The sequence below is a fragment of the Janthinobacterium sp. GW822-FHT07H11 genome, from assembly GCF_058798615.1.
This window is the reverse complement of sequence record NZ_CM179507.1, coordinates 793829-814433: the sequence shown is the minus strand read 5'-3', so window position 1 is coordinate 814433 and position 20605 is coordinate 793829. Positions and strand designations below refer to the sequence as shown.

Below are 20605 nucleotides of genomic sequence, written 5' to 3'. Positions count from 1 at the left end.
AGTAAGGATGCCAGTGTAGAAAAATCATGTGCGCTGAGTATGCGCTGCGTGTGAAGTCTGGAAAAAATGCACGCTACGCCAGCGGCAGACACAGGCGGGCGCAGGCGCCGCCATCGCGATGATTAAAGACCTCGGCCGTACCACCGTGCAGCGAGGCCACCTCGCGCACGAACGGCAGGCCCAGGCCCGTGCTTTTGCCGGATGCGGGGCGCGGCAGCGAGTAAAAGCGCTCGAAGACGCGTTCCTGCGCATACGCCGGTATCCCCTCGCCCCGGTCGCGCACGCTGATCTCCACCTGCGCAGCACGGCGTTGCGCCCGCAGGTCGATACAGCTGCCCGGCGGCGCGAAACCGGCCGCGTTGTCGAGCAGGTTGCCCAGCGCCTGGCGCAGCAGCAAGGCATCGCCCTGCACTTCGGCGTCGTCCGCGCGCAACTGCAACTGCACGCCGCGCGCGGCCAGCGTGGCGGCCGCATCCTGCGCCACTTGCGCCAGCAGCGGCGCCAGCGCGATACGCTCCGGATGATCGAGTCGCTGCTGCTTTTCCACGCGCACCAGGGCCAGCAGCTTGTCGATCAGCTGCCGCTGACGCGCATTCTGCTCGAGGATGCTGCCAAGGAACTGGTGCCGCTCGGCCGCAGGCATGTCTTCCTGCAGCAGTTCGGCCGAGGCCTGGATGGCGGCGATCGGACTTTTCAATTCATGCGCGAGCGTGTGCATCAGCTGCTCCACATACTCCTTGCCTTCGAGGCGGATGCGCATCGCTTCCAGCGCACGCCCCAGGGTGCCGAATTCATTCCTGCCCAGCGCCGGCAGCGCCACCTTGCGCCCCGCCTCGACCTCGCCGATATAGCGCATCAGCTTGCCAAGCGCATGGTGCAGCCACCAGGCGAACGCCAGGCCGATCAGCAGCGACAGCAGCAACAGCACGGCGCCGCGCTGCAGGATCTTGCGCTGGCTGCGCTCGACGAACGCCTGCACGCTGGCATTCGGCTTGGCCACCGTCAGCACGCCGATCACCGCGTTGCCGTCGCGGATAGGCGCGGCCACGTGCATCACCGTCGACATCTCGTCATCGGGGCGGCTGCGTGTGCTGCGCGCGCCATACCGGCCCTGCAGGGTCAGGTAGACGTCGTTCCAGCGCGAGTAGTCGCGGCCCACGTCACGCCCGCTGGAATCGAACAACACCATACCGCGCCGGTCCGTGATATAGATGCGGTAATCGAGGGTCTGCTTGCGCACGCCATTGATGTTGATATCCACGCCGTGCCGCGCATAGTCCTGCATGCGCTCGAGCACCGGCGACTGCGGCAAGGTGCCCGCCCGCATGTCAGGCGCCACCAGGCTGGCCAGCAGTTGCGAGGTGTCGACCAGGGTGTCTTCCAGCGTCGAGCGCACGCCCGGCTTGACCTGCTCCATGAAGACGTTGAGCAGGAACCACGCGGCCAGGCCGACGACCAGGAAGTAACCGAGCAGGATGCGCAGGCCGATTCTCATGCGCTGGCCAGGCTGTAGCCGAGGCCACGGTGAGTCTGGATGGGGTCGAGCTGCGCATCGATGGCGCGCAGCTTGGCGCGCAGCGATTTGACGTGCGCATCGACGGTGCGCTCGAGCGTGTCTGGCGCGCCGCTCCACACCCGTTCCATCAGCTGCGCGCGCGACAGCACGTGGCCGGGATGCTCGAGCAGCGTTTTCAGCAACAGGTATTCGTAACGGGTCAGGTCCAGCGGCTGGCCATGGAACAGCACCTTCGCTTCCAGCGCGCGCAATTCGAAGCGCGCGGGCGCGGCGCGGGCGGCTATCGCCATGCCAGCCTCGCGCGGCGCCTGCGTGCCGCCTGCGCGGCGCAGGATCACGCGGATGCGCGCCACCAGTTCGCGCGGCGAAAACGGCTTGGTGACGTAATCGTCGGCGCCGATTTCCAGGCCCACGATGCGGTCGATCTCGTCGCTGCGGGCCGTCAGGAAGATCACCGGCACGTCGGAAAACTGGCGCAGGCGACGGCACACTTCCAGGCCGCTCATGTCGGGCAAGCCCACGTCGAGCACCACCAGCACGGGCATAGGCGCCGCGGCGCCGACATCCGGGCGCAGCGCGGCCAGCGCCTGCTCGCCCAGCATCACATGGCGCGGCGCAAAGCCGTCCGTACGCAAGGCATAGGCGATGCTGTCGGCGATCGCCTGTTCATCTTCCACGATCAGGATGGTCTTGGACATGCGTGAGCGCCGCGGTGAAGGAGAGACCCGGAGTATCCACGAAGCGGGCAAGCGCCGTCAATCGCGCGCACTCCCGCATCGCGGGAAAGCCCCCAGGCGGACAGGGCGCCGCAATCGTGTTGCCGCCAGACGGCTGCGGCAACACCGTCGCCCCGAATGCAATCAGGGCCGGTGCCATCGATGATGGAACCGGCCCTGACGGCCTGGCACGGATCACCGCGCCGGCGGGCGCCACCCTGCTGGGTAGCGCGAGAAAATCTTATTGCAGTTTGATTTCGACATCAACACCAGCTGGCAGGTCCAGCTTCATCAGCGCGTCAACGGTTTTGTCCGTTGGGTCAACGATGTCCATCAGGCGTTGGTGCGTGCGGATCTCGAACTGATCGCGCGAAGTTTTGTTGACGTGCGGGGAACGCAGCACATCGAAACGCTGAATACGGGTAGGCAGTGGTACTGGGCCTTTGACGACAGCGCCGGTACGCTTCGCGGTTTCAACGATTTCCAGAGCGGACTGGTCGATCAGTTTGTAATCGAAAGCCTTCAGGCGGATACGGATTTTTTGGTTTGGTGTCGACATGGTATTTCCTTAAAAGAACGAACCGCGCAATCTGCACGGCAATGAGGTAACACGGGAATTTCTGACGCAACAACCGTCAGGGTCGACATGATAGCACCAAAATGCTTGCCAACCCCGGCAGTTGAATAAAAAGAGGGGCGCCGGGCGACGACGCTTCCTCCTTTATGCAGGCTTAAGAATTAAGCCAGGATTTTGGCAACCACGCCGGCGCCGACGGTACGGCCGCCTTCACGGATAGCGAAGCGCAGGCCTTCTTCCATCGCGATCGGGTTGATCAGCTTGACGGTGATCGACACGTTATCGCCTGGCATGACCATTTCTTTGTCTGCTGGCAACTCGATCGAACCAGTCACGTCCGTCGTACGGAAGTAGAACTGTGGACGATAGTTGTTGAAGAATGGCGTATGACGGCCGCCTTCGTCTTTCGACAGCACATAGATCTCGCCGGTGAAGTGCGCATGCGGCTTGATCGAACCTGGCTTGGCCAGAACCTGACCACGTTGCACGTCTTCACGCTTGGTGCCGCGCAGCAGCAGACCAACGTTGTCGCCTGCTTGACCTTGGTCCAGCAGCTTGCGGAACATTTCCACGCCGGTGCAAGTCGTTTTGACGGTATCGGTGATACCGACGATTTCGATCTCTTCGCCGACTTTGACAATGCCGCGCTCGATACGACCGGTCACAACGGTACCGCGACCCGAGATCGAGAACACGTCTTCCACTGGCATCAGGAACGCACCGTCAACTGCGCGCTCTGGCGTCGGGATGTAAGCATCCAGCGCATCGGCCAGACGCAGCACTGCGTCCACGCCCATTTCGCCTTCTTTGCCTTCCAGCGCCATACGTGCCGAACCTTTGATGATAGGCAGGTCGTCGCCTGGGAATTCGTACTTCGACAACAGCTCGCGCACTTCCATTTCAACCAGTTCCAGCAGCTCTGCGTCGTCGACCAGGTCGCACTTGTTCAGGAACACGATGATGTATGGAACGCCAACTTGGCGGGCCAGCAGGATGTGTTCGCGCGTCTGTGGCATTGGGCCGTCAGCTGCGGAGCACACCAGGATCGCGCCGTCCATCTGCGCGGCACCGGTAATCATGTTCTTGATGTAGTCGGCGTGGCCTGGGCAGTCAACGTGAGCGTAGTGGCGGGTAGCCGTTTCGTACTCGACGTGGGCGGTGTTGATCGTGATACCGCGCGCTTTTTCTTCTGGTGCCGCATCGATCTGGTCGTATGCTTTGGCTTCGCCGCCGAATTTTTTCGACAGAACCGTTGCGATTGCAGCGGTCAGCGTGGTTTTACCGTGGTCGACGTGGCCGATGGTGCCGACGTTGACGTGCGGCTTGGTCCGTTCGAATTTACCTTTTGCCATTTTATTCTTCCTTAGAACAATGATTTAAATGTAGGGACCGGCATTCTCGTGAAAGCCGGCCCGGAACTTCTATTACTTAGCTTTCGAGCTTACGATTGCTTCAGTCACATGCTTAGGTGCTTCAGCATAGTGCTTGAATTCCATCGTGTAAGTCGCACGGCCTTGCGTTGCGGAACGCAACGATGTGGCGTAGCCGAACATTTCCGACAGAGGCACTTCGGCCTTGATGATCTTGCCGCCACCGCCAGCAATTTCATCCATGCCTTGTACCATGCCGCGACGCGACGACAGATCGCCCATCACGGTACCGGCGTAGTCTTCCGGCGTTTCCACTTCCACGGCCATCATCGGCTCCAGGATGACTGGCGACGCTTTGCGGCAGCCATCTTTGAATGCCATCGAAGCGGCCATGCGGAATGCATTTTCGTTCGAGTCAACATCATGGTACGAACCGAAGAACAGCGTAACTTTTACGTCAACAACTGGGTAGCCAGCCATCACGCCCGAAGTCAGCGTGTCGCGCACACCTTTTTCAACTGCAGGGATGTATTCGCGAGGCACGGTACCGCCCTTGATCGCGTCAACGAATTCGAAGCCCTTGCCTGGTTCTTGCGGCTCGATCTTCAGAACCACGTGACCGTATTGACCACGACCACCCGATTGCTTGACGAATTTGCCTTCCGACTCTTCGCACACTTTACGGATCGTTTCGCGGTAAGCCACTTGTGGCTTGCCGACGGTCGCTTCAACGTTGAATTCGCGCTTCATGCGATCCACGATGATGTCCAGATGCAACTCGCCCATACCGGCGATGATGGTCTGGCCCGATTCTTCATCGGTACGCACGCGGAACGATGGATCTTCTGCTGCCAGACGGTTCAGCGCCAGGCCCATTTTTTCCTGGTCGGCCTTGGTTTTTGGCTCAACCGCTTGCGAAATCACCGGCTCAGGGAAGACCATGCGCTCCAGAACCACGCTTGCCTTGTCGTCGCAAAGCGTATCGCCAGTGGTGGTGTCTTTCAGACCCACGACCGCGGCGATGTCGCCAGCGCGCATTTCCTTGATTTCTTCGCGTTCATTGGCTTGCATCTGCACGATACGGCCAATACGCTCTTTCTTCTGCTTCACGGAGTTCAATACCGAGTCGCCCGAATTCAGGGTACCCGAGTAGCAACGGATGAAGCACAACTGACCCACGAACGGATCGGTTGCGATCTTGAACGCCAGCGCCGAGAATTTCTCGTTGTCGTCAGCTTTACGCTCGACAGGCTGCTCGTCCTCGTCCAGACCAGGTACTGGTGGAATGTCGATTGGCGATGGCAGGTACTCGATCACCGCGTCCAACATTGCCTGTACGCCCTTGTTTTTAAAGGCGGTACCGCACAGCATTGGAACGATTTCGCTGGCGATGGTACGCTGACGCAGAGCAGCCTTGATCTCGGCTTCCGACAGGTCGCCTTCTTCCAGGTACTTGTTCATCAGCTCTTCCGACGCTTCAGCAGCGGCTTCAACCATGTTCTCGCGCCACTTGGCAGCTTCAGCTGCCAGGTTCGCTGGAATGTCGCCGTATTCAAACTTCATGCCTTGCGAAGCGTCGTCCCAGATGACCGCTTTCATCTTGACCAGATCGATAACACCGGTGAAGACATCTTCAGCGCCGATAGGCATCTGAATAGGGACTGGGTTGGCTTTCAGACGCGAACGCATCTGATCGTAGACCTTGAAGAAGTTGGCGCCGGTACGGTCCATCTTGTTCACGAAGGCCAGACGTGGCACTTTGTACTTGTTAGCCTGACGCCATACCGTTTCCGATTGTGGCTGCACGCCGCCGACTGCACAGTAAACCATGCAGGCGCCATCCAACACGCGCATCGAACGTTCCACTTCAATGGTGAAGTCAACGTGGCCCGGGGTGTCGATGATGTTGATGTGGTGAGCTGGGAAGTTGTTTGCCATGCCTTTCCAGAAGCACGTAACAGCAGCCGAGGTAATCGTGATACCGCGCTCTTGCTCCTGTGCCATCCAGTCGGTGGTGGCAGCGCCATCATGGACTTCGCCCAGCTTGTGGTTCACGCCTGTGTAGAACAGGACGCGCTCGGTCGTGGTCGTCTTACCTGCATCGATGTGAGCGGAGATACCGATATTGCGGTAGCGCTCAATGGGGGTCTTGCGGGCCATAATTAATCCTAAATGAATGGACAAAACCGAGCAGCATTTTTTTGCAAAAATGAGCCCGGCCTCGAACAACAGATGCTTGACAGCCGCCTTGCGGTAGCTGGCTTTATATTAGAAGCGGAAATGCGAGAACGCTTTGTTCGCTTCAGCCATACGATGGACTTCGTCGCGTTTTTTCATCGCGCCGCCGCGGCTTTCAGCCGCTTCCATCAGCTCACCGCCGAGGCGTTGTGGCATCGATTTTTCGCTGCGCTTGTTAGCAGCTTCACGCAACCAACGCATGGACAGGGCCATACGACGGACTGGGCGAACTTCGACCGGCACCTGGTAGTTTGCACCACCGACGCGACGGGATTTCACCTCAACCAGCGGTTTGGCGTTGTTGATTGCGGTAGCAAAAACTTCGAGCGGATCTTTGCCCGATTTTGCTGCGATGTGCTCGAAAGCACCGTAGATGATGTTTTCTGCAACCGATTTCTTACCGGACAGCATCAGCACGTTTACAAATTTAGCGACATCAGTGTTGCCGAATTTTGGATCTGGCAAAATTTCGCGCTTGGGTACTTCACGACGACGTGGCATATCAATTCCTTTCAATCTTCAGTTGAGCGCGCGTTCTTCGCACACTCGCGGACGACCATCATAGTCCTCCACTTACTCGACCAGATGCGGTCGACTACATTCACTTAGCTAGTTGCCACTGAGCGAAACTTGGGTTTGCTGCGTACAACTTATTACTTCTTGCCTGCTTTAGCGCGCTTGGTACCGTACTTCGAACGCGATTGCTTACGGTCTTTAACGCCTTGGGTATCCAGGGCACCGCGAACCATGTGGTAACGCACACCCGGCAAATCCTTGACGCGGCCGCCGCGCAACAGCACAACACTATGCTCTTGCAGGTTATGGCCTTCACCGCCAATGTACGAAATGACTTCGAAACCATTGGTCAGGCGAACTTTAGCGACTTTACGCAGAGCCGAGTTAGGCTTCTTTGGAGTCGTGGTGTAAACACGTGTGCAGACGCCACGTTTTTGCGGGCTGTTTTCCAGCGCCGGCGATTTGCTCTTGACGCGTACCGAAACACGCGGCTGGCGAATCAACTGATTGATGGTTGGCATCGTTATAAATCCAACAAAAAAATACGATTAATAACCCGGGCAAGATGCCCGGCGACTAAAACCTCGTCCCGCTTTTATCTGCTGCGCACCGCAGGCGCCCGCAGCCACTCGATGAGGAGCGGCTGTGAAATGCCAAGTAACACGTAAACGATGTGCAGAATAAAATCGAGAACTCGCTAGTTTAGACCTTGTGTTACAGGGGGTCAATCAGTTTACGGCTTTTTGCTATAAAAAAAGGCAAAAAATGCCCTCATTTGTGGCATTTTGACTAATTTTAATGGGCACGGTCCGCGCGCCAGCCTGTCGCCACACTTGACAATTAGATATTTTTATCCCATCGCACAGGCTGCGCCGCGATGGTTCTTGTATGACCGCAAGATGACAAAAGGACTGATAATAGCGGACATTTTTCGTTGCCCTCCCTTATGCGCCCCTTGCTTCGCCCTGCCAACCTGTTCCTGCTGCTGACCTATGCCTTGCTGACGGCCGTGCCCTTCATCCCCGCGCTGCTGGGCCGTCCGCTCGAGCACCCATGGCAGATGCTCAGCTTTGAACTGCTGGCCTGGCTGGCCGTCTGGAGCGTCTTCAAGCGCCCCGCATATTTCCACTGGCTGCTGCTGCCCGCCTTCCTGGCCCTGCCGACGGAAATCTACCTGTTCATCTTCTATGGACAGGGCATCTCCACGCACCACCTGGGCATCATCTTCGAAACCAGCCCCAAGGAAGCCATGGAATTCCTCGGGCAAAAAGTATGGCTGATGGGTGCCGTGATGCTGGGCGTGATTGCCTGGTGCCTGCTCAGCTGGCATGCAGCCCTGCGCACGCGCGACCTCGACTGGCGCGGCAAGGCGCGCCCCGCCGCCTTTGTGCTGCTGCTCCTGCTGGGCGCCTTCTGGCTGTATGGCCATGAATTCGGCTTCGCCGCCAAGGTGCATCACGGCGGGGCCGCGCCTGCCATGGCCGCCAGTGCGTCCGGCCCCAGCCACGGCGCCGGCAAGCCGGGCGCCTCCGGCTTTGGCGACGCCGGCTCCGCCGGTGAGGACGCGGAAGACGAGGACGAAGACAGCAGCAAGCCCGAAAACGCCAGCATCGCCGGCGCCGACGAAACGGGCCTGGGCTGGCCCAGCCTGCCCCACTGGGCGCGCCTGCCCTACGAATTCGATACGGTCAGCAATTCCTGGCCGTTCGGCCTGATGGCGCGCGGTCTCGATTTTTACAAGGAACGCAAATACCTGGCCGAACTGGGGCAGAAAAGCAGCAGCTTCCGCTTCGGCGCCCACCAGCAGGATCCCGACCCCCATCCGGAAGTGGTGGTGATGGTGATCGGCGAATCGTCGCGCTACGACCGCTGGAGCCTGAACGGCTACGAGCGCGACACCAATCCCCTGCTGAAACAGGAGGGCAACCTGGTGCCGCTGGCCGACGTCATCACGGCCGTTTCCGCCACGCGCCTGTCGGTGCCCGTCATCATTTCGCGCAAGCCGGCCACGCAAAGCCTGAAGGACGGCTTTTCGGAGAAATCCTTCCTCACCGCCTACAAGGAGGCGGGCTTCAAGACCTACTGGCTGTCGAACCAGATCTCGTTCGGCCAGTTCGACACGCCCGTCTCCGTGTTCGCCAAGGAAGCGGACGTGGTGCAGTTCCTGAACCTGGGCGGCTTTACCAACAGCTCGAACTTCGACCAGATCCTGTTCGACCCGCTCAAGAACGCGCTGGCCGACCCGGCGCCAAAAAAACTCATCGTGCTGCACACGCTGGGCAGCCACTGGAACTACAGCCAGCGCTATCCGAAGGCGTTTGACAAATGGCAGCCGTCGCTGTTCGGCGTCGACAAGCCCGTCTACACGGACACGGCCATCAAGCCGCAACTGAACAACAGCTACGACAGCTCCATCCTGTACACGGACTGGTTCCTGTCCAGCGTGATCGGCATGCTGAAGGACGACGGCCAGCGCACCGCCCTGCGCAGCTCGCTCGTCTACGTGGCCGACCATGGCCAGACCCTGTACGACGGCAGCTGCCGCCTGGCCTTCCACGGGCATAACACGCAGTATGAATTCCATGTGCCGGCCTTCGTCTGGTACTCGCCGCAATTCCAGCAACGCTATCCGGACAAGGTGACGCAGCTGCAGCGCCATCGCAAAGCGCGGCTGTCGACGGAAAACATGTTCCACACCCTGCTCGACCTGGGCGACATCCGCTTCGCCGGCGAACAGCCCGAGTGGAGCATCGCCAGCCCCCGCTTCAAGCAGCACAAGCGCTATGTCGACAGCTACGGCTGGACCAACTACGACAACGCCATCATCCGTGGCGATTGCCGCGAAGTGATCGACAAGAGCACGCCGGAGAAGCAGGACAAATAGTCAGTCGCGCGCCAGCACGCCCGCGCACTCGGCCGGTTGCGCCATGTGCGTGCTGAGCCAGTCGAAGACCTGTCCCGCCTTCGCCTCGATGGCGCTGCCGAAGCCCCGTTGCGCCAGCAGGGCGATGCCGTTGGTGGCCTGCAGCACGCCAGGGGCCAGCAGCAGCACACCGGCGTCATCGCGGCGCACGCACCAGGGCGCCAGACAGTCTTCCAGCAACGGCCCCAGCACCAGGTTGTGCGACGAGACGATCACCAGGTGGCGCGCGGCCAGCGTATGCAGCACGGCGGCGGCCGCCGCCACCGACTCGAGGTGGTTGGTGCCGCGGAAAATCTCGTCGATCAGGAACAGCGCCGGTGCGCCCTCCTCGGCCAGCGCCAGCAATTCCCGCGCGCGCCGCAGTTCGGCGATATATAAACTTTCGCCGCCATCGAGCGTATCCTCGTTCTGCATGCTCGAATACAGGGGCAGCGACGCTACGCGGGCCGCCTGCGCATAGCAAAAGCCGAAGGCGCGCGCACTGATCAGGTTCAGTCCCACGCCGCGCAGCAAGGTGCTCTTGCCGATCGCATTCTGCCCCGAGATAAAGGCGCCGCGGCCATCGAGGCGCAGCGACAGCGGCACGGCGCCGCCCAGCAGCGGATGCACCATGGCCTCGAACGACAATTGCCGCGTGCCGGCTTCCTGCGCCCAGCAGAACTGCGCGCGGCCGCGCAGGTGGCGCGCCAGGGCCAGGTCCGCTTCCAGGTCGGCCAGCAGCAGGAAGCTCTGGCGCAGGAAGGCGCGCTCGCGCCGCACCACGCGCAGGCTGTGAAAATAGCGACGGATATTGCCCAGCATGAGCCAGTCGTCATACTCGCTCAACAAGGGAATCATCTTGATCCAGCGCAGCGGCGTGATCTGACGGTTGATCGCGCCTGCCGCGCCGCCACTGTCGCGCAACTGCGCCGTGAAGGGCGAGTCGAGCGCGGCCAGGCCGCCATGCACGAGCAATATGCGCTGCAAGGTGAAGACGGCGCGCTCCCACGGCTTGCAGTGTTCATGAAAGCGCATCTGCAGCGCCATCAGGAAGAGCCAGACAGGCACCACGACGGCCCATGCCAGCGGCGCGACCAGCCATGCGGCCAGCAGCGACACCAGCAGCACCAGGGTGGGCAGCAGCAGCCAGCGGCTCCACCACGGCACCGCCGCCGGTGCCGTGCCACACAGCAGCGCCGCCACTTCCATGTCGGCCGTGCGCAGGGGCCGCATGGCTTGCTCGAGCACGGCCTGCTGTTGCGGCGCCGCCAGCAGGGCCGCGATGCGCGCGCGTGAAGCGACATCTGCCGTGCCGCTCGCCAGACGCTGATGCAGGCGCTGCTGACCAACAATGCTGGTCTGCGCGGCAAGCTGCGCATGGTAGTCATCGAGCAGCATCTCGTTCCAGGTCTGGCCATCGAGTTGCTGCAGGCCGCCCTCGACCTGCTGCAGCATGGCGATGTCGCTGCGGGCAAACGGATAATCGAATTCGGCCGGCTCGGGCAGGCTGGCGAACTGGCGCAGCCAGCGTTTCACACTGGCCAACGGGGACGGCTTGGGGGGCGAGGCAGGCATCATGCTCCAGAAAGGTGACCAGCATGGCGCCGCGCGCCATCACTGCCAGGCACAGATCAGGTCGATTATCAGATTATCAAGATCAATGCGTGCGCGGACGCCCGCTGGACGGCGCGGACACGGCGGACAGCCGGACACATTGCATTTTTCCTTTACAAATCAATGCCTTGATTCTGGCACGGAATCTGCATACAAAAGAGTATTGTCCACGAAATGTCCACCATGATCCGCGATACCTCTTCCCAAGATGCCGTAGTGAGCGCGCCACCGGGCCAGCGCCACAAGAAACGTGCCCTGCTGCTGGCGGGCGCCGTCATCGTCATCGGCGGCGCCGTCGCCGTGTTCTCCGGCTGGCGCAATAGCGAACATTCCGTCAATGCCAGCCGCCTGCGCATCGCCGACGTCACGCGCGGCACCCTGATCCGCGACGCCGCCGTCAACGGACGCGTGGTGGCGGCCATCAGTCCCACCCTGTATTCGACCACGGTAGCCACCGTGACCCTGAAGGCGAAGGCGGGCGACACGGTCAAAAAAGGCGACATCCTGGCGGTGCTGGAATCGCCCGACCTGTCCGATGCGCTGAAACGCGAACAGTCGAGCGTGCAGCAGCTGGAAGCGGAAGTGGCGCGCCAGCAGATCCTGGCCAAGAAGCAGAAACTGCTGGCGCGGCGCGAAGCCGACACGGCGGAAATCGAGCGCCTGTCCGCGCAGCGCACGCTGGAACGCTACGAAAGCGTGGCGCAGGTGGGCATCATCGCCAAGATCGATTACCAGAAGGCCAAGGATGCGCTCAACTCGGCCGAGATCCGCAGCAAGCACGCCTCGCAGGCGGCGGGACTGGAAGGCGAAGACGTGACCCTGGCGCTGAAGACCAAGGTCAATGAGCTGGAACGCCAGCGCCTCGTGCGCGACAATGCCCAACGCCGCGTCGACGAACTGACCGTGCGCGCGCCCGTGAATGGCTTCATCGGCACCCTGTCGGTGGCCAACCGCAGCGTGGTGCAAGCCAATACGGCGCTGATGACCCTGGTCGACCTGTCGCAGCTGGAAGTGGAGCTGGAAGTGCCGGAAACCTATGTGGCCGATATCGGCCTGGGCATGAGCGCGGAAATCGAAACGGGCGCCATCAAGGCGACGGGCAAGCTTTCGGCCCTGTCGCCCGAAGTGGTCAAAAACCAGGTGCTGGCGCGCGTGCGCTTCAATGGCGAACAGCCGGCCGGCCTGCGCCAGAACCAGCGCGTCACGGCGCGCCTGCTGATCGACGAAAAACCGAACGTGCTGATGCTGGCGCGCGGCCCTTTCGTCGAAGCCGAAGGCGGCCGCTTCGCCTACATCGTGCGCGACGGCGTGGCCATCCGCACCCCGATCAAGATGGGTGCCACCAGTGTCTCGGCCGTGGAAATCGTCGATGGCCTGAAGCTGGGCGACAAGGTCGTCGTCGCCGGCACGGAAGCGTTTGAAAACGCGGCCCGCGTCTCCATCAATCCATAAACCGCATCCCATCCCAGAAAGAGGCACGCCATGCTGCGCATGCAAAACCTGAACAAAGTCTACCGCACCCACATGATCGAAACGCACGCGCTGCGCGGCTTCGAGATCCACGTCAAGCAGGGTGAATTCGTCACGGTCACGGGACCGTCCGGCTCGGGCAAGACGAGCTTCCTGAACATCGCCGGCCTGCTCGAGGAATTCACCGACGGCGAATACATCCTCGACGGCGTCAACGTGAAAGGCATGAACGACAATGCCCGTTCGCGCCTGCGCAACGAGAAACTGGGCTTCATCTTCCAGGGATTCAACCTGATCCCCGACCTGTCGCTGTTCGACAATGTCGACGTGCCGCTGCGCTATCGCGGCTACAACAGCGCCGAGCGGCGCGAACGCATCGAGGATGCCTTGGCCAAGGTGGGACTGGCGTCGCGCATGAAGCACTATCCGGCCGAACTGTCGGGCGGCCAGCAGCAGCGCGTGGCGATCGCGCGCGCCCTGGCCGGTTCGCCCAAGCTGCTGCTGGCCGATGAACCGACGGGCAACCTGGACACGCAGATGGCGCGCGGCGTGATGGAGCTGCTGGAAGACATCAATGCGCAAGGCACCACCATCCTGATGGTCACCCACGACCCCGAGCTGGCACTGCGCAGCCAGCGCAATGTGCACATCATCGACGGCCAGGTGTCGGACCTGGTGCACAAGGGGCCGACGCTGGCCAGCAGCCAGGCCAAGGCCGGCAGCAACGCCGCCACCGCCTGAGGAGTATTCATGTTCCAGTATTATTTCCTGCTCGGCCTGCGCAGCCTGCGCCGCAATCCGGCGCTGACGGCGCTGATGGTGCTGACCCTGGCCATCGGCGTGGCTGCCAGCATTTCCACTCTCACCATCCTGCACGTCATGTCCGGCAATCCCCTGCCGCACAAGAATGGCCGGATGTTCGTGCCGCTGGTCGACAATGGCTCCCTCTCTGGCTATACGCCCGGTAACAAATCGGGCGACGACCAACTGAGCTACCGCGACGCCGTCAATTTCCAGAATAGCAAACTGGGCGAACGCCGCAGCGTCATGTATGGCGTGGGCGGCGCCATCGAGCCGCAGCGCAAGGACATCGGCGCCTTCAGCTCGCAGGGCCTGGCCGCTTACCGCGACTTCTTCCCCATGTTCGAGACGCCGTTCCGGTACGGCCAGCCCTGGAGCGCGGCCGACGATGCCGCCGGCGCCGATGTCATCGTCCTGTCGCGCAAGCTGGCGGAAAAGCTGTACGGCGACAGCAACCCGGTTGGCCAGCGCATGACACTCATGGGTTTCCAGTACCAGATTACGGGTGTGCTCGACAAATGGGAGCCCGTGCCGCGCATCCACCGCATCATCGGCAGCGGCGCCTTCGGCAGCGAAGACAGTTACTTCATCCCGTTTACCAGCGCGATACGCCATCAGACGAGTCATAATGGCAGCATGAGCTGCAGTGGCAACCGCGAGCCTGGCTATCAGGGCACACTCGATTCGGAATGCACGTGGATGCAGTTCTGGTTCGAGATGGCCAGCGACGGCCAGCGCGCCGAGCTGCAGAACTACCTCGACAACTATGCGCAGGAACAGCGCAAGCTGGGCCGCCTGAAGCGCAATGCCCCCAACCAGCTGTTCACCATCGACGAATGGATGGCCCACCTGCGCGTGGTCGGCAACGACAACAAGCTGTCGGCCTGGCTGGCCTTTGGCTTCCTGGCCCTGTGCCTGGTCAACACCATCGGCCTGCTGCTGGCCAAGTTTTCCGTGCGCGCCTCCGAAGTGGGCATCCGCCGCGCGCTGGGCGCCTCGCGCAGCGACATCTTCCGCCAGTTCCTCATCGAGACCACCGTCATCGGCCTTGCCGGCGGCGTGCTGGGACTGCTGCTGTCCTTCGGCGCGCTGGCACTGATCGGCATGCAGTCGAAGCAGCTGACCGTCGCCGCGCACATGGACTGGGTGATGCTGGCCATGACCTTCGTCATCTCGGTGGCTGCGGCGATCCTGGCCGGCCTGCTGCCGACCTGGCGCGCCTGCCAGGTGACGCCGGCCCTCCAGCTCAAATCCCAATAACCGCACACTCCGCACACGAATAGGACACCATGGAAATCCGACCCATCCTGTCTGCGCTGATGCGCAGCAAAACCGGCGCCATCCTGGTTGCCGTGCAGGTAGCCTTGAGCCTGGCCATCCTGGCCAATGCCCTGCATATCGTCAACGTGCGCCAGGAGGTGGCGGCGCGCCCCAGCGGTGTGGCCGCAGAAAGCGATGTCTTCCACCTGCTGGTGCGCAACTTGCGCCAGCAGGGCCACAATGAAGAACTGGCTCTGCAAAAACGCCTGGCCGCCGCCGCGCGCGCCGTGCCGGGCGTCGTCTCGGTAGCGCAGGTGAGCCAGGTGCCGTTGTCGCGCAATGGCAGCAGCAGCGGCTTTGCAGTCAATCGCACACAGGAAAACACCTCTGCCAATGCCGCCGTGTATCTCACACCCGACTCGCTGATCAAGACATGGGGCTTGAAACTGGTGGAAGGGCGCGATTTTACGCCCGCCGAAATTACGGAAGTTGACCAGAACGTGACACAAGAATCACCACCGCAAGTCATCATCACGCGGGCGCTGGCAGAAAAAATGCACCCTGGCGGCGGCAGCGCGCTGAGCATGCCCATGTTCATGGGCACCGGCGAAGGCGCAGAGAAATTGCAGGTCGTCGGCGTCATCGAACGGCTGCAGACCCAGGGTGCGGAAGTGGGCGAGCGCGGCGAATATTCGATCCTGTTTCCCGTGCGCCTGACGGGCGACGGCGATACCCTGCTGAGCATCCGTGCCGAAGCCGGTCAGCGCGACCGCGTGATGAAAGAAGCCGAGCAGGCCATCCGCGCAGCCACACCGGACAAGCTGATCGTGCGCCTGCGCACGCTCGATGAAGACCGCGACACGCGCTACCGCGCCGACCGCGCGATGTCGTGGATGCTGATCACGGTCTCGGCCCTGCTGCTGCTGGTGACAGCCAGCGGCATCGTCGGCATCGCCAGCCTGTGGGTGACGCAACGGCGCAAGCAGATCGGCGTGCGGCGTGCCTTGGGCGCCCGGCGCGTCGACATCCTGCGCTACTTCCTGACAGAAAATTTCATGATCACCAGCGTGGGCGTGGCTGCCGGCGTGGTGCTGGCCCTGGCACTGAACCAGCTGCTGGTGAGCCAGCTGGAAATGGCCCGCCTGCCCCTGCCCTATCTGCTGGGAGGCGCGCTGCTGTTCTGGCTGCTGGGCCTGACCGCCGTGTATGGCCCGGCCTGGCGCGCTGCCAGCATTTCCCCGGCCACGGCCACGCGCAGCACGTGACACATTGTCGCTGCCAGGGCGGGCATGACGATGTTATGCTGCGCACATGCCTACCGTACTGATTATTGACGACAACGCCGCCGTGGCCATCGCGCTCGACGTGCTGTTCTCGCTGCACGAGATCGACGCGCTGCGCGCCGCCTCGCCCGAGGAAGGCCTGGCGCTGCTGGCGCGGCATCCTGTCGACCTGGTGATCCAGGACATGAACTTCACGGCCGATACCACCTCGGGCGAGGAAGGCGGCGCGCTGTTCCACGCCATCCGCGCGCGCCATCCCGACCTGCCCGTGATCCTGCTGACAGCCTGGACGCAGCTCGACGCGGCCGTCGACCTGATCAAGTCCGGCGCAGCCGACTACCTGGCCAAGCCATGGGACGACCGGCGCCTGATCGCCAGCGTGCAAAACCTGCTGGAACTGGGACAGGCCAACCGCGCGCTGCGCGCGCGCGTGCTGCAGGACCAGCGCCAGCGCCACGAGCTGGAAAACGGCTTCGATTTGCGCGGCATGGTCTGGCAAGACCCCGCCACCGAGCGCGTGGTGCACCTGGCCTGCCAGGTGGCGCGCGCCGACGTGCCCGTGCTCATTTCGGGGCCGAACGGCAGCGGCAAGGAACGCATCGCCGCCATCGTGCAAGCCAATTCGCAAGTCGCCAGCGGCCCCTTCGTGGTGCTCAATTGCGGCGCCGTGCCGGTCGAGCTGATCGAGGCGGAACTGTTCGGCGCCGAGGCGGGTGCCTATACCGGCATCACGCGCGCGCGCGATGGCAAGTTCGACGCGGCCGACGGCGGCACCCTGTTCCTCGACGAAATCGGCAACCTGCCGCTGGCGGGACAAATGAAACTGCTGCGCGTGCTGGAAACGGGGCGCTTCGAGCGCCTCGGCTCGAACCGCGAGCGCCAGGTGAAGGTGCGCGTCATCAGCGCCAGCAATGCCGACCTGCCGGCCATGATACGCGCCGGCACCTTCCGCGAAGACCTGTTCTACCGCCTGAACGTGATCGAACTGCGCCTGCCGCCGCTGGCCCGGCGCCCGGCCGACATTCTCGTGCTGGCGCGGCATTTCCTGGGCAGCGACAAGACGCTCGACGCGCAGGCGCAGGCAACCCTGCTGGCGCATGGCTGGCCCGGCAACGTGCGCGAGCTGAAAAACGTCATGCAGCGCGCCAGCCTGCTGACGCCCGGCCGCGAGATCCACGCGGCGGAACTGGGACTGCCACTGGCGACGACAGCGCGCGCAGCGCCTGACGGCAGCGCCACGGAGCCTGACCGCGACAGCGTGATCGCCGCGCTGGCGCGTGCGCAGGGGGTGGTGGCGCAGGCGGCGCAGGAGCTGGGCCTGTCGCGCCAGGCGCTGTACCGGCGCATGGAACGCCTGGGCATCGCGCGCCCCTGATGCCGTCGCCCGCCCGAGCCCAGCCCGCGCAAGCACCGGGCATGCGCCTGTCCTTGCTGACGCGCTGGACAGCGCTGATCGTCACGCTGCTCGCGCTGGGCATCGGCATCGCCCTGTTGCTCGCGCACTTCCTGCCCGGCCAGCCATGGCTGGTCATGGGCCTGTCCCTGCTGTGCATCCTGCCGATCGCCATCATCACCATCCGCGCCCAGCTGCAGGCGATGCTGTCGCTATTTCGCGCCTTGAGCGGCACGGTCGCCAGCTACCAGGATGGCGACTTCGCCTTCAGCCTGCGCTGGCCGCAGAACGATGAACTGGCCGACCTGGTGGCGGCCCACAATGCGCTCGGCGACGTGCTGCGCAAGCAGCGCCTGGATCTGGTGCAGCGCGAACTGCTGCTCGACACCATGGTACAAAACACGCCGGTGGCCATGCTGCTGGTGGCCGAGGGCCGTGCCATCGTCTACGCCAACCTGGCCGCGCGCCAGTTGCTGCACCAGGGACGGCGCCTGGAAGGCCAGCACCTGGCCGACATCGTGGAACAGGCATCGGTGGCGCTGGCCGAGGCGCTGGCGCGCCCGGGCGACGGCCTGTTCACCAGCGGCGACGGGGAGCAGGAAGAGGTGTACCACCTGGCGCGGCGACGCTTCAGTTTGAACGGCCGCCAGCACGAACTGCTGCTCTTGCGCCAGCTGACCCTGGAGTTGCGCCGCCAGGAAGTGCAGACCTGGAAAAAGGTCATCCGCGTCATCAGCCATGAACTGAACAATTCGCTGGCACCGCTCGCTTCGCTGGCCCATTCCGGCGCGGAACTGGTACGCCGCGGACAGACCGGGCGCCTGCCGCAAATCCTTGCCACCATCGAGGAGCGCACGCGCCACCTGGAATCGTTCATCCTCGGCTACGCCCGCTTTGCCAAGCTGCCCGCGCCACGCCTGGCCAGTTGCGCATGGCAGCCGTTCCTCGACAGCCTGGCTGCGCAAGCCATCTTCACACTCGACGCCCCGCCGCCTGCGCAGGCGGCCGTGTTCGACGCGGCGCAAATGCAGCAGGCGCTGCTGAACCTGCTCAAGAATGCGCTGGAATCCGGCTCCCAAGCGCAGCATATCGGCTTGCTGGTCAGCCAGGGCCAGGGGCAAGTGCGCATCGAAGTGCGCGACCGCGGACCCGGCATGAGCGGCACCGTGCTGGAAAACGCGCTGGTACCGTTCTACTCCACCAAACGCAGCGGCACCGGCCTGGGCCTGGCCCTGGCGCGCGAAATCGCCGAAGCGCATGGCGGGCGCATCACGCTTGCCAACCGCGATGGCGGCGGCTTGACCGTCACGCTGATCCTTCCCTTACCGGAGAGAAATTAGATTCCAGCGCAACGATTTTTAGATCACAAAATACCATGTTATTTCTTGTGCAAAATCAATAACTAGTGTTTTAGATTTTACAATTGAAAACAGTTTACGCCCTTGTAGTAGCCATAAACTATTTAAGCGGGCACGACGATAAAAAAATAGCTCGTTGACAATAAAAAGTGTTGGCGATAATTTATCAACGCGGTACGGTTTTTTTGAATATTAATCGTCTTTTCGCGGGGATCAACATGAAACTAAAATCACTCATCGTAGCGGCAGTCCTGAGCGCGGCATCCATCGGTAGCGCCAGCGCCGCTGCCTACACTGTCAACCTTGTCAATACTTCAGGCAATCTGTGGACCAGCGGCTTCAACTCCGTACCCAGTCCCCTCGGCAACTTCACGGATACCTTCACGTTCACCCCCAGTGCGAGCTTCGGTTCGACCGCACAGGCCTTCCTTGCCAACCTGTCCGTCACGGGCTCGGACAGCTCCTCCATCAGCTTTACCAGCGCCAACCTCAATGGCATCAACCTGACGGGCTTTGGCGGCTCCACCCCCTTCGGCTATAGCCAGGGCCAAATCCTGGCGCCCAGCACCATCCTGTTCAACGGCCCGCTGGTCCTGACCGTGATCGGCAACACCAAGGGCGGTAGCTATGGCGGCAACTTCAACCTGAACCTGGCTCCCGTTCCCGAACCGGAAACCTACGGCATGCTGCTGGCCGGCCTGGGCGTGCTGGGCTTCCTGGCACGGCGCCGCAAGCAATCTTGAATCCCTTTCCCAAAGACGCCACGGCGTCTTTTTTATTGGCGGCTGCTAAACTGTCGCCATGACGACCGACTTTAGCCCCAACGGCAACACCGCCTTCAGCCATCCTGGCCACCCGCCGGCCACCATTACCGAGCACCGCGGCATCCGCTACATGCACCTGGGTACCAAGTGGGTGCAGGGCGCCATGCGCCTCGACAAACCCGACGCCATCGAACTCGAATACGTGCAGATGATGATGATGTGGATGCTGTTCAAGACCCAACCCAAGCGCATCGTGCAGCTGGGCCTGGGCAGCGCCGCGCTGACCAAGTTCAGCTACCGCCGCTTCCCCGAAGCCACGGTGGCGGCCATCGAACTCAATCCGAACGTGATCGCCATCTGCGGCGCCCAGTTCGCGCTGCCGCCGAATGACGCGCGGCTCGACGTACGCGAAATGAATGCGCTCGATTTCGTGCTCGACCGCGCCAACCACGCCAGCGTCGACGTGCTGCAGGTCGACCTGTACGACGAAGAGGCACGCGGCCCCGTGCTCGACACGCCCGAGTTCTACCAGGCCTGCTTCGACTGCCTGACGGACGACGGCATCATGTGCACCAACGTCTTTGGCGACTTCCCCAACTACGACAAGAACCTGCAGGCGATGGAGCTGGTGTTCGACGCCGTCGTCTGGGTGCCGGAAGTGGAGGATGAAAACATCGTCGTGGTGGCGTTCAAGAAATCGCCGTCGCTCGACTTCAGCGAGTTGTACGAACGCGCCGCGATCATCAAGAAACAGTTCAATCTGCCCGCCAAGAACTGGGTCAACGGCTTGAAGCAATGGATGCTGGACCAGCAATAAACTCCCCTGG

The 20605-nt window shown here is 62.3% G+C and carries 17 protein-coding genes; 9 read left to right on the top strand and 8 right to left on the bottom strand.

Going from position 1 to position 20605, the window contains the following annotated elements; genetic code table 11:
• Positions 1-73 precede the first annotated feature (73 nt).
• The 7 genes from creC to rpsL all read right to left on the bottom strand — a co-directional run bounded on the left by creC (position 74) and on the right by rpsL (position 7454).
• On the bottom strand, positions 74-1495 hold the full coding sequence (gene creC / locus AC3RCJ_RS03545) for a two-component system sensor histidine kinase CreC (RefSeq protein WP_492956889.1): 1422 nt from the start codon (positions 1493-1495) through the stop codon (positions 74-76).
• Positions 1492-2214: a two-component system response regulator CreB gene (creB, locus tag AC3RCJ_RS03540; protein WP_492956890.1), complete on the bottom strand. Its 723-nt coding sequence runs from the start codon at positions 2212-2214 to the stop codon at positions 1492-1494. Before creB ends, creC begins: the two co-directional genes overlap by 4 nt.
• Positions 2215-2473: 259 nt before the next feature.
• Positions 2474-2791: a 30S ribosomal protein S10 gene (rpsJ, locus tag AC3RCJ_RS03535; protein WP_038497056.1), complete on the bottom strand. Its 318-nt coding sequence runs from the start codon at positions 2789-2791 to the stop codon at positions 2474-2476.
• 179 nt (positions 2792-2970) lie between these two features.
• The gene (gene tuf / locus AC3RCJ_RS03530; protein ID WP_101483553.1) at positions 2971-4161 is read right to left on the bottom strand and encodes an elongation factor Tu; all 1191 of its coding nucleotides are present in this window, start codon (positions 4159-4161) and stop codon (positions 2971-2973) included.
• Positions 4162-4233: 72 nt separating this feature from the next.
• Entirely contained in the window at positions 4234-6339 is a 2106-nt protein-coding gene (fusA, locus tag AC3RCJ_RS03525; RefSeq protein WP_492956891.1) for an elongation factor G, read from the bottom strand.
• Positions 6340-6447: 108 nt separating this feature from the next.
• Positions 6448-6918: a 30S ribosomal protein S7 gene (rpsG, locus tag AC3RCJ_RS03520; RefSeq protein ID WP_010394377.1), complete on the bottom strand. Its 471-nt coding sequence runs from the start codon at positions 6916-6918 to the stop codon at positions 6448-6450.
• A 152-nt stretch (positions 6919-7070) separates the two neighbouring features.
• Positions 7071-7454, bottom strand: a complete 384-nt coding sequence (gene rpsL / locus AC3RCJ_RS03515; protein WP_076565188.1) for a 30S ribosomal protein S12 — start codon at positions 7452-7454, stop codon at positions 7071-7073.
• Positions 7455-7879: 425 nt separating this feature from the next.
• On the opposite strand from rpsL, the gene AC3RCJ_RS03510 reads away from it, so the two are divergent.
• Positions 7880-9817, top strand: coding sequence for a phosphoethanolamine transferase (locus AC3RCJ_RS03510; protein ID WP_492956892.1), 1938 nt, complete (start codon positions 7880-7882; stop codon positions 9815-9817).
• Here AC3RCJ_RS03510 and AC3RCJ_RS03505 read toward each other — a convergent pair whose 3' ends face one another.
• Positions 9818-11371 carry a MutS-related protein gene (locus AC3RCJ_RS03505; protein WP_492965756.1) on the bottom strand — a complete coding sequence of 518 codons (1554 nt, stop codon included), beginning with the start codon at positions 11369-11371 and terminating at the stop codon, positions 9818-9820. It abuts the gene before it with no gap.
• Positions 11372-11632: 261 nt separating this feature from the next.
• Here AC3RCJ_RS03505 and AC3RCJ_RS03500 point away from each other — a divergent pair, with 261 nt between their 5' ends.
• The 8 genes from AC3RCJ_RS03500 (at position 11633) to AC3RCJ_RS03465 (ending at position 20595) form a co-directional block, all read left to right on the top strand.
• On the top strand, positions 11633-12901 hold the full coding sequence (locus tag AC3RCJ_RS03500; protein ID WP_492957019.1) for an efflux RND transporter periplasmic adaptor subunit: 1269 nt from the start codon (positions 11633-11635) through the stop codon (positions 12899-12901).
• A 30-nt stretch (positions 12902-12931) separates the two neighbouring features.
• Positions 12932-13660 carry an ABC transporter ATP-binding protein gene (locus AC3RCJ_RS03495; protein WP_492956894.1) on the top strand — a complete coding sequence of 243 codons (729 nt, stop codon included), beginning with the start codon at positions 12932-12934 and terminating at the stop codon, positions 13658-13660.
• Between the two features lie 9 nt (positions 13661-13669).
• Positions 13670-14980, top strand: coding sequence for an ABC transporter permease (locus AC3RCJ_RS03490; RefSeq protein WP_492956895.1), 1311 nt, complete (start codon positions 13670-13672; stop codon positions 14978-14980).
• 29 nt (positions 14981-15009) lie between these two features.
• A complete protein-coding gene (locus AC3RCJ_RS03485) occupies positions 15010-16245 on the top strand; it encodes an ABC transporter permease (protein WP_492956896.1) in 1236 nt (411 codons plus the stop codon).
• Between the two features lie 46 nt (positions 16246-16291).
• The gene (locus AC3RCJ_RS03480) at positions 16292-17638 is read left to right on the top strand and encodes a sigma-54-dependent transcriptional regulator (RefSeq protein WP_492956897.1); all 1347 of its coding nucleotides are present in this window, start codon (positions 16292-16294) and stop codon (positions 17636-17638) included.
• On the top strand, positions 17638-18996 hold the full coding sequence (locus AC3RCJ_RS03475; protein ID WP_492956898.1) for a sensor histidine kinase: 1359 nt from the start codon (positions 17638-17640) through the stop codon (positions 18994-18996). The genes AC3RCJ_RS03480 and AC3RCJ_RS03475 overlap by 1 nt, the downstream gene beginning before the upstream one ends.
• Before the next feature lie 236 nt (positions 18997-19232).
• The gene (locus AC3RCJ_RS03470) at positions 19233-19757 is read left to right on the top strand and encodes an FxDxF family PEP-CTERM protein (protein WP_492956899.1); all 525 of its coding nucleotides are present in this window, start codon (positions 19233-19235) and stop codon (positions 19755-19757) included.
• A 58-nt stretch (positions 19758-19815) separates the two neighbouring features.
• Positions 19816-20595: a spermine/spermidine synthase domain-containing protein gene (locus tag AC3RCJ_RS03465; RefSeq protein ID WP_492956900.1), complete on the top strand. Its 780-nt coding sequence runs from the start codon at positions 19816-19818 to the stop codon at positions 20593-20595.
• Positions 20596-20605: the final 10 nt, after the last annotated feature.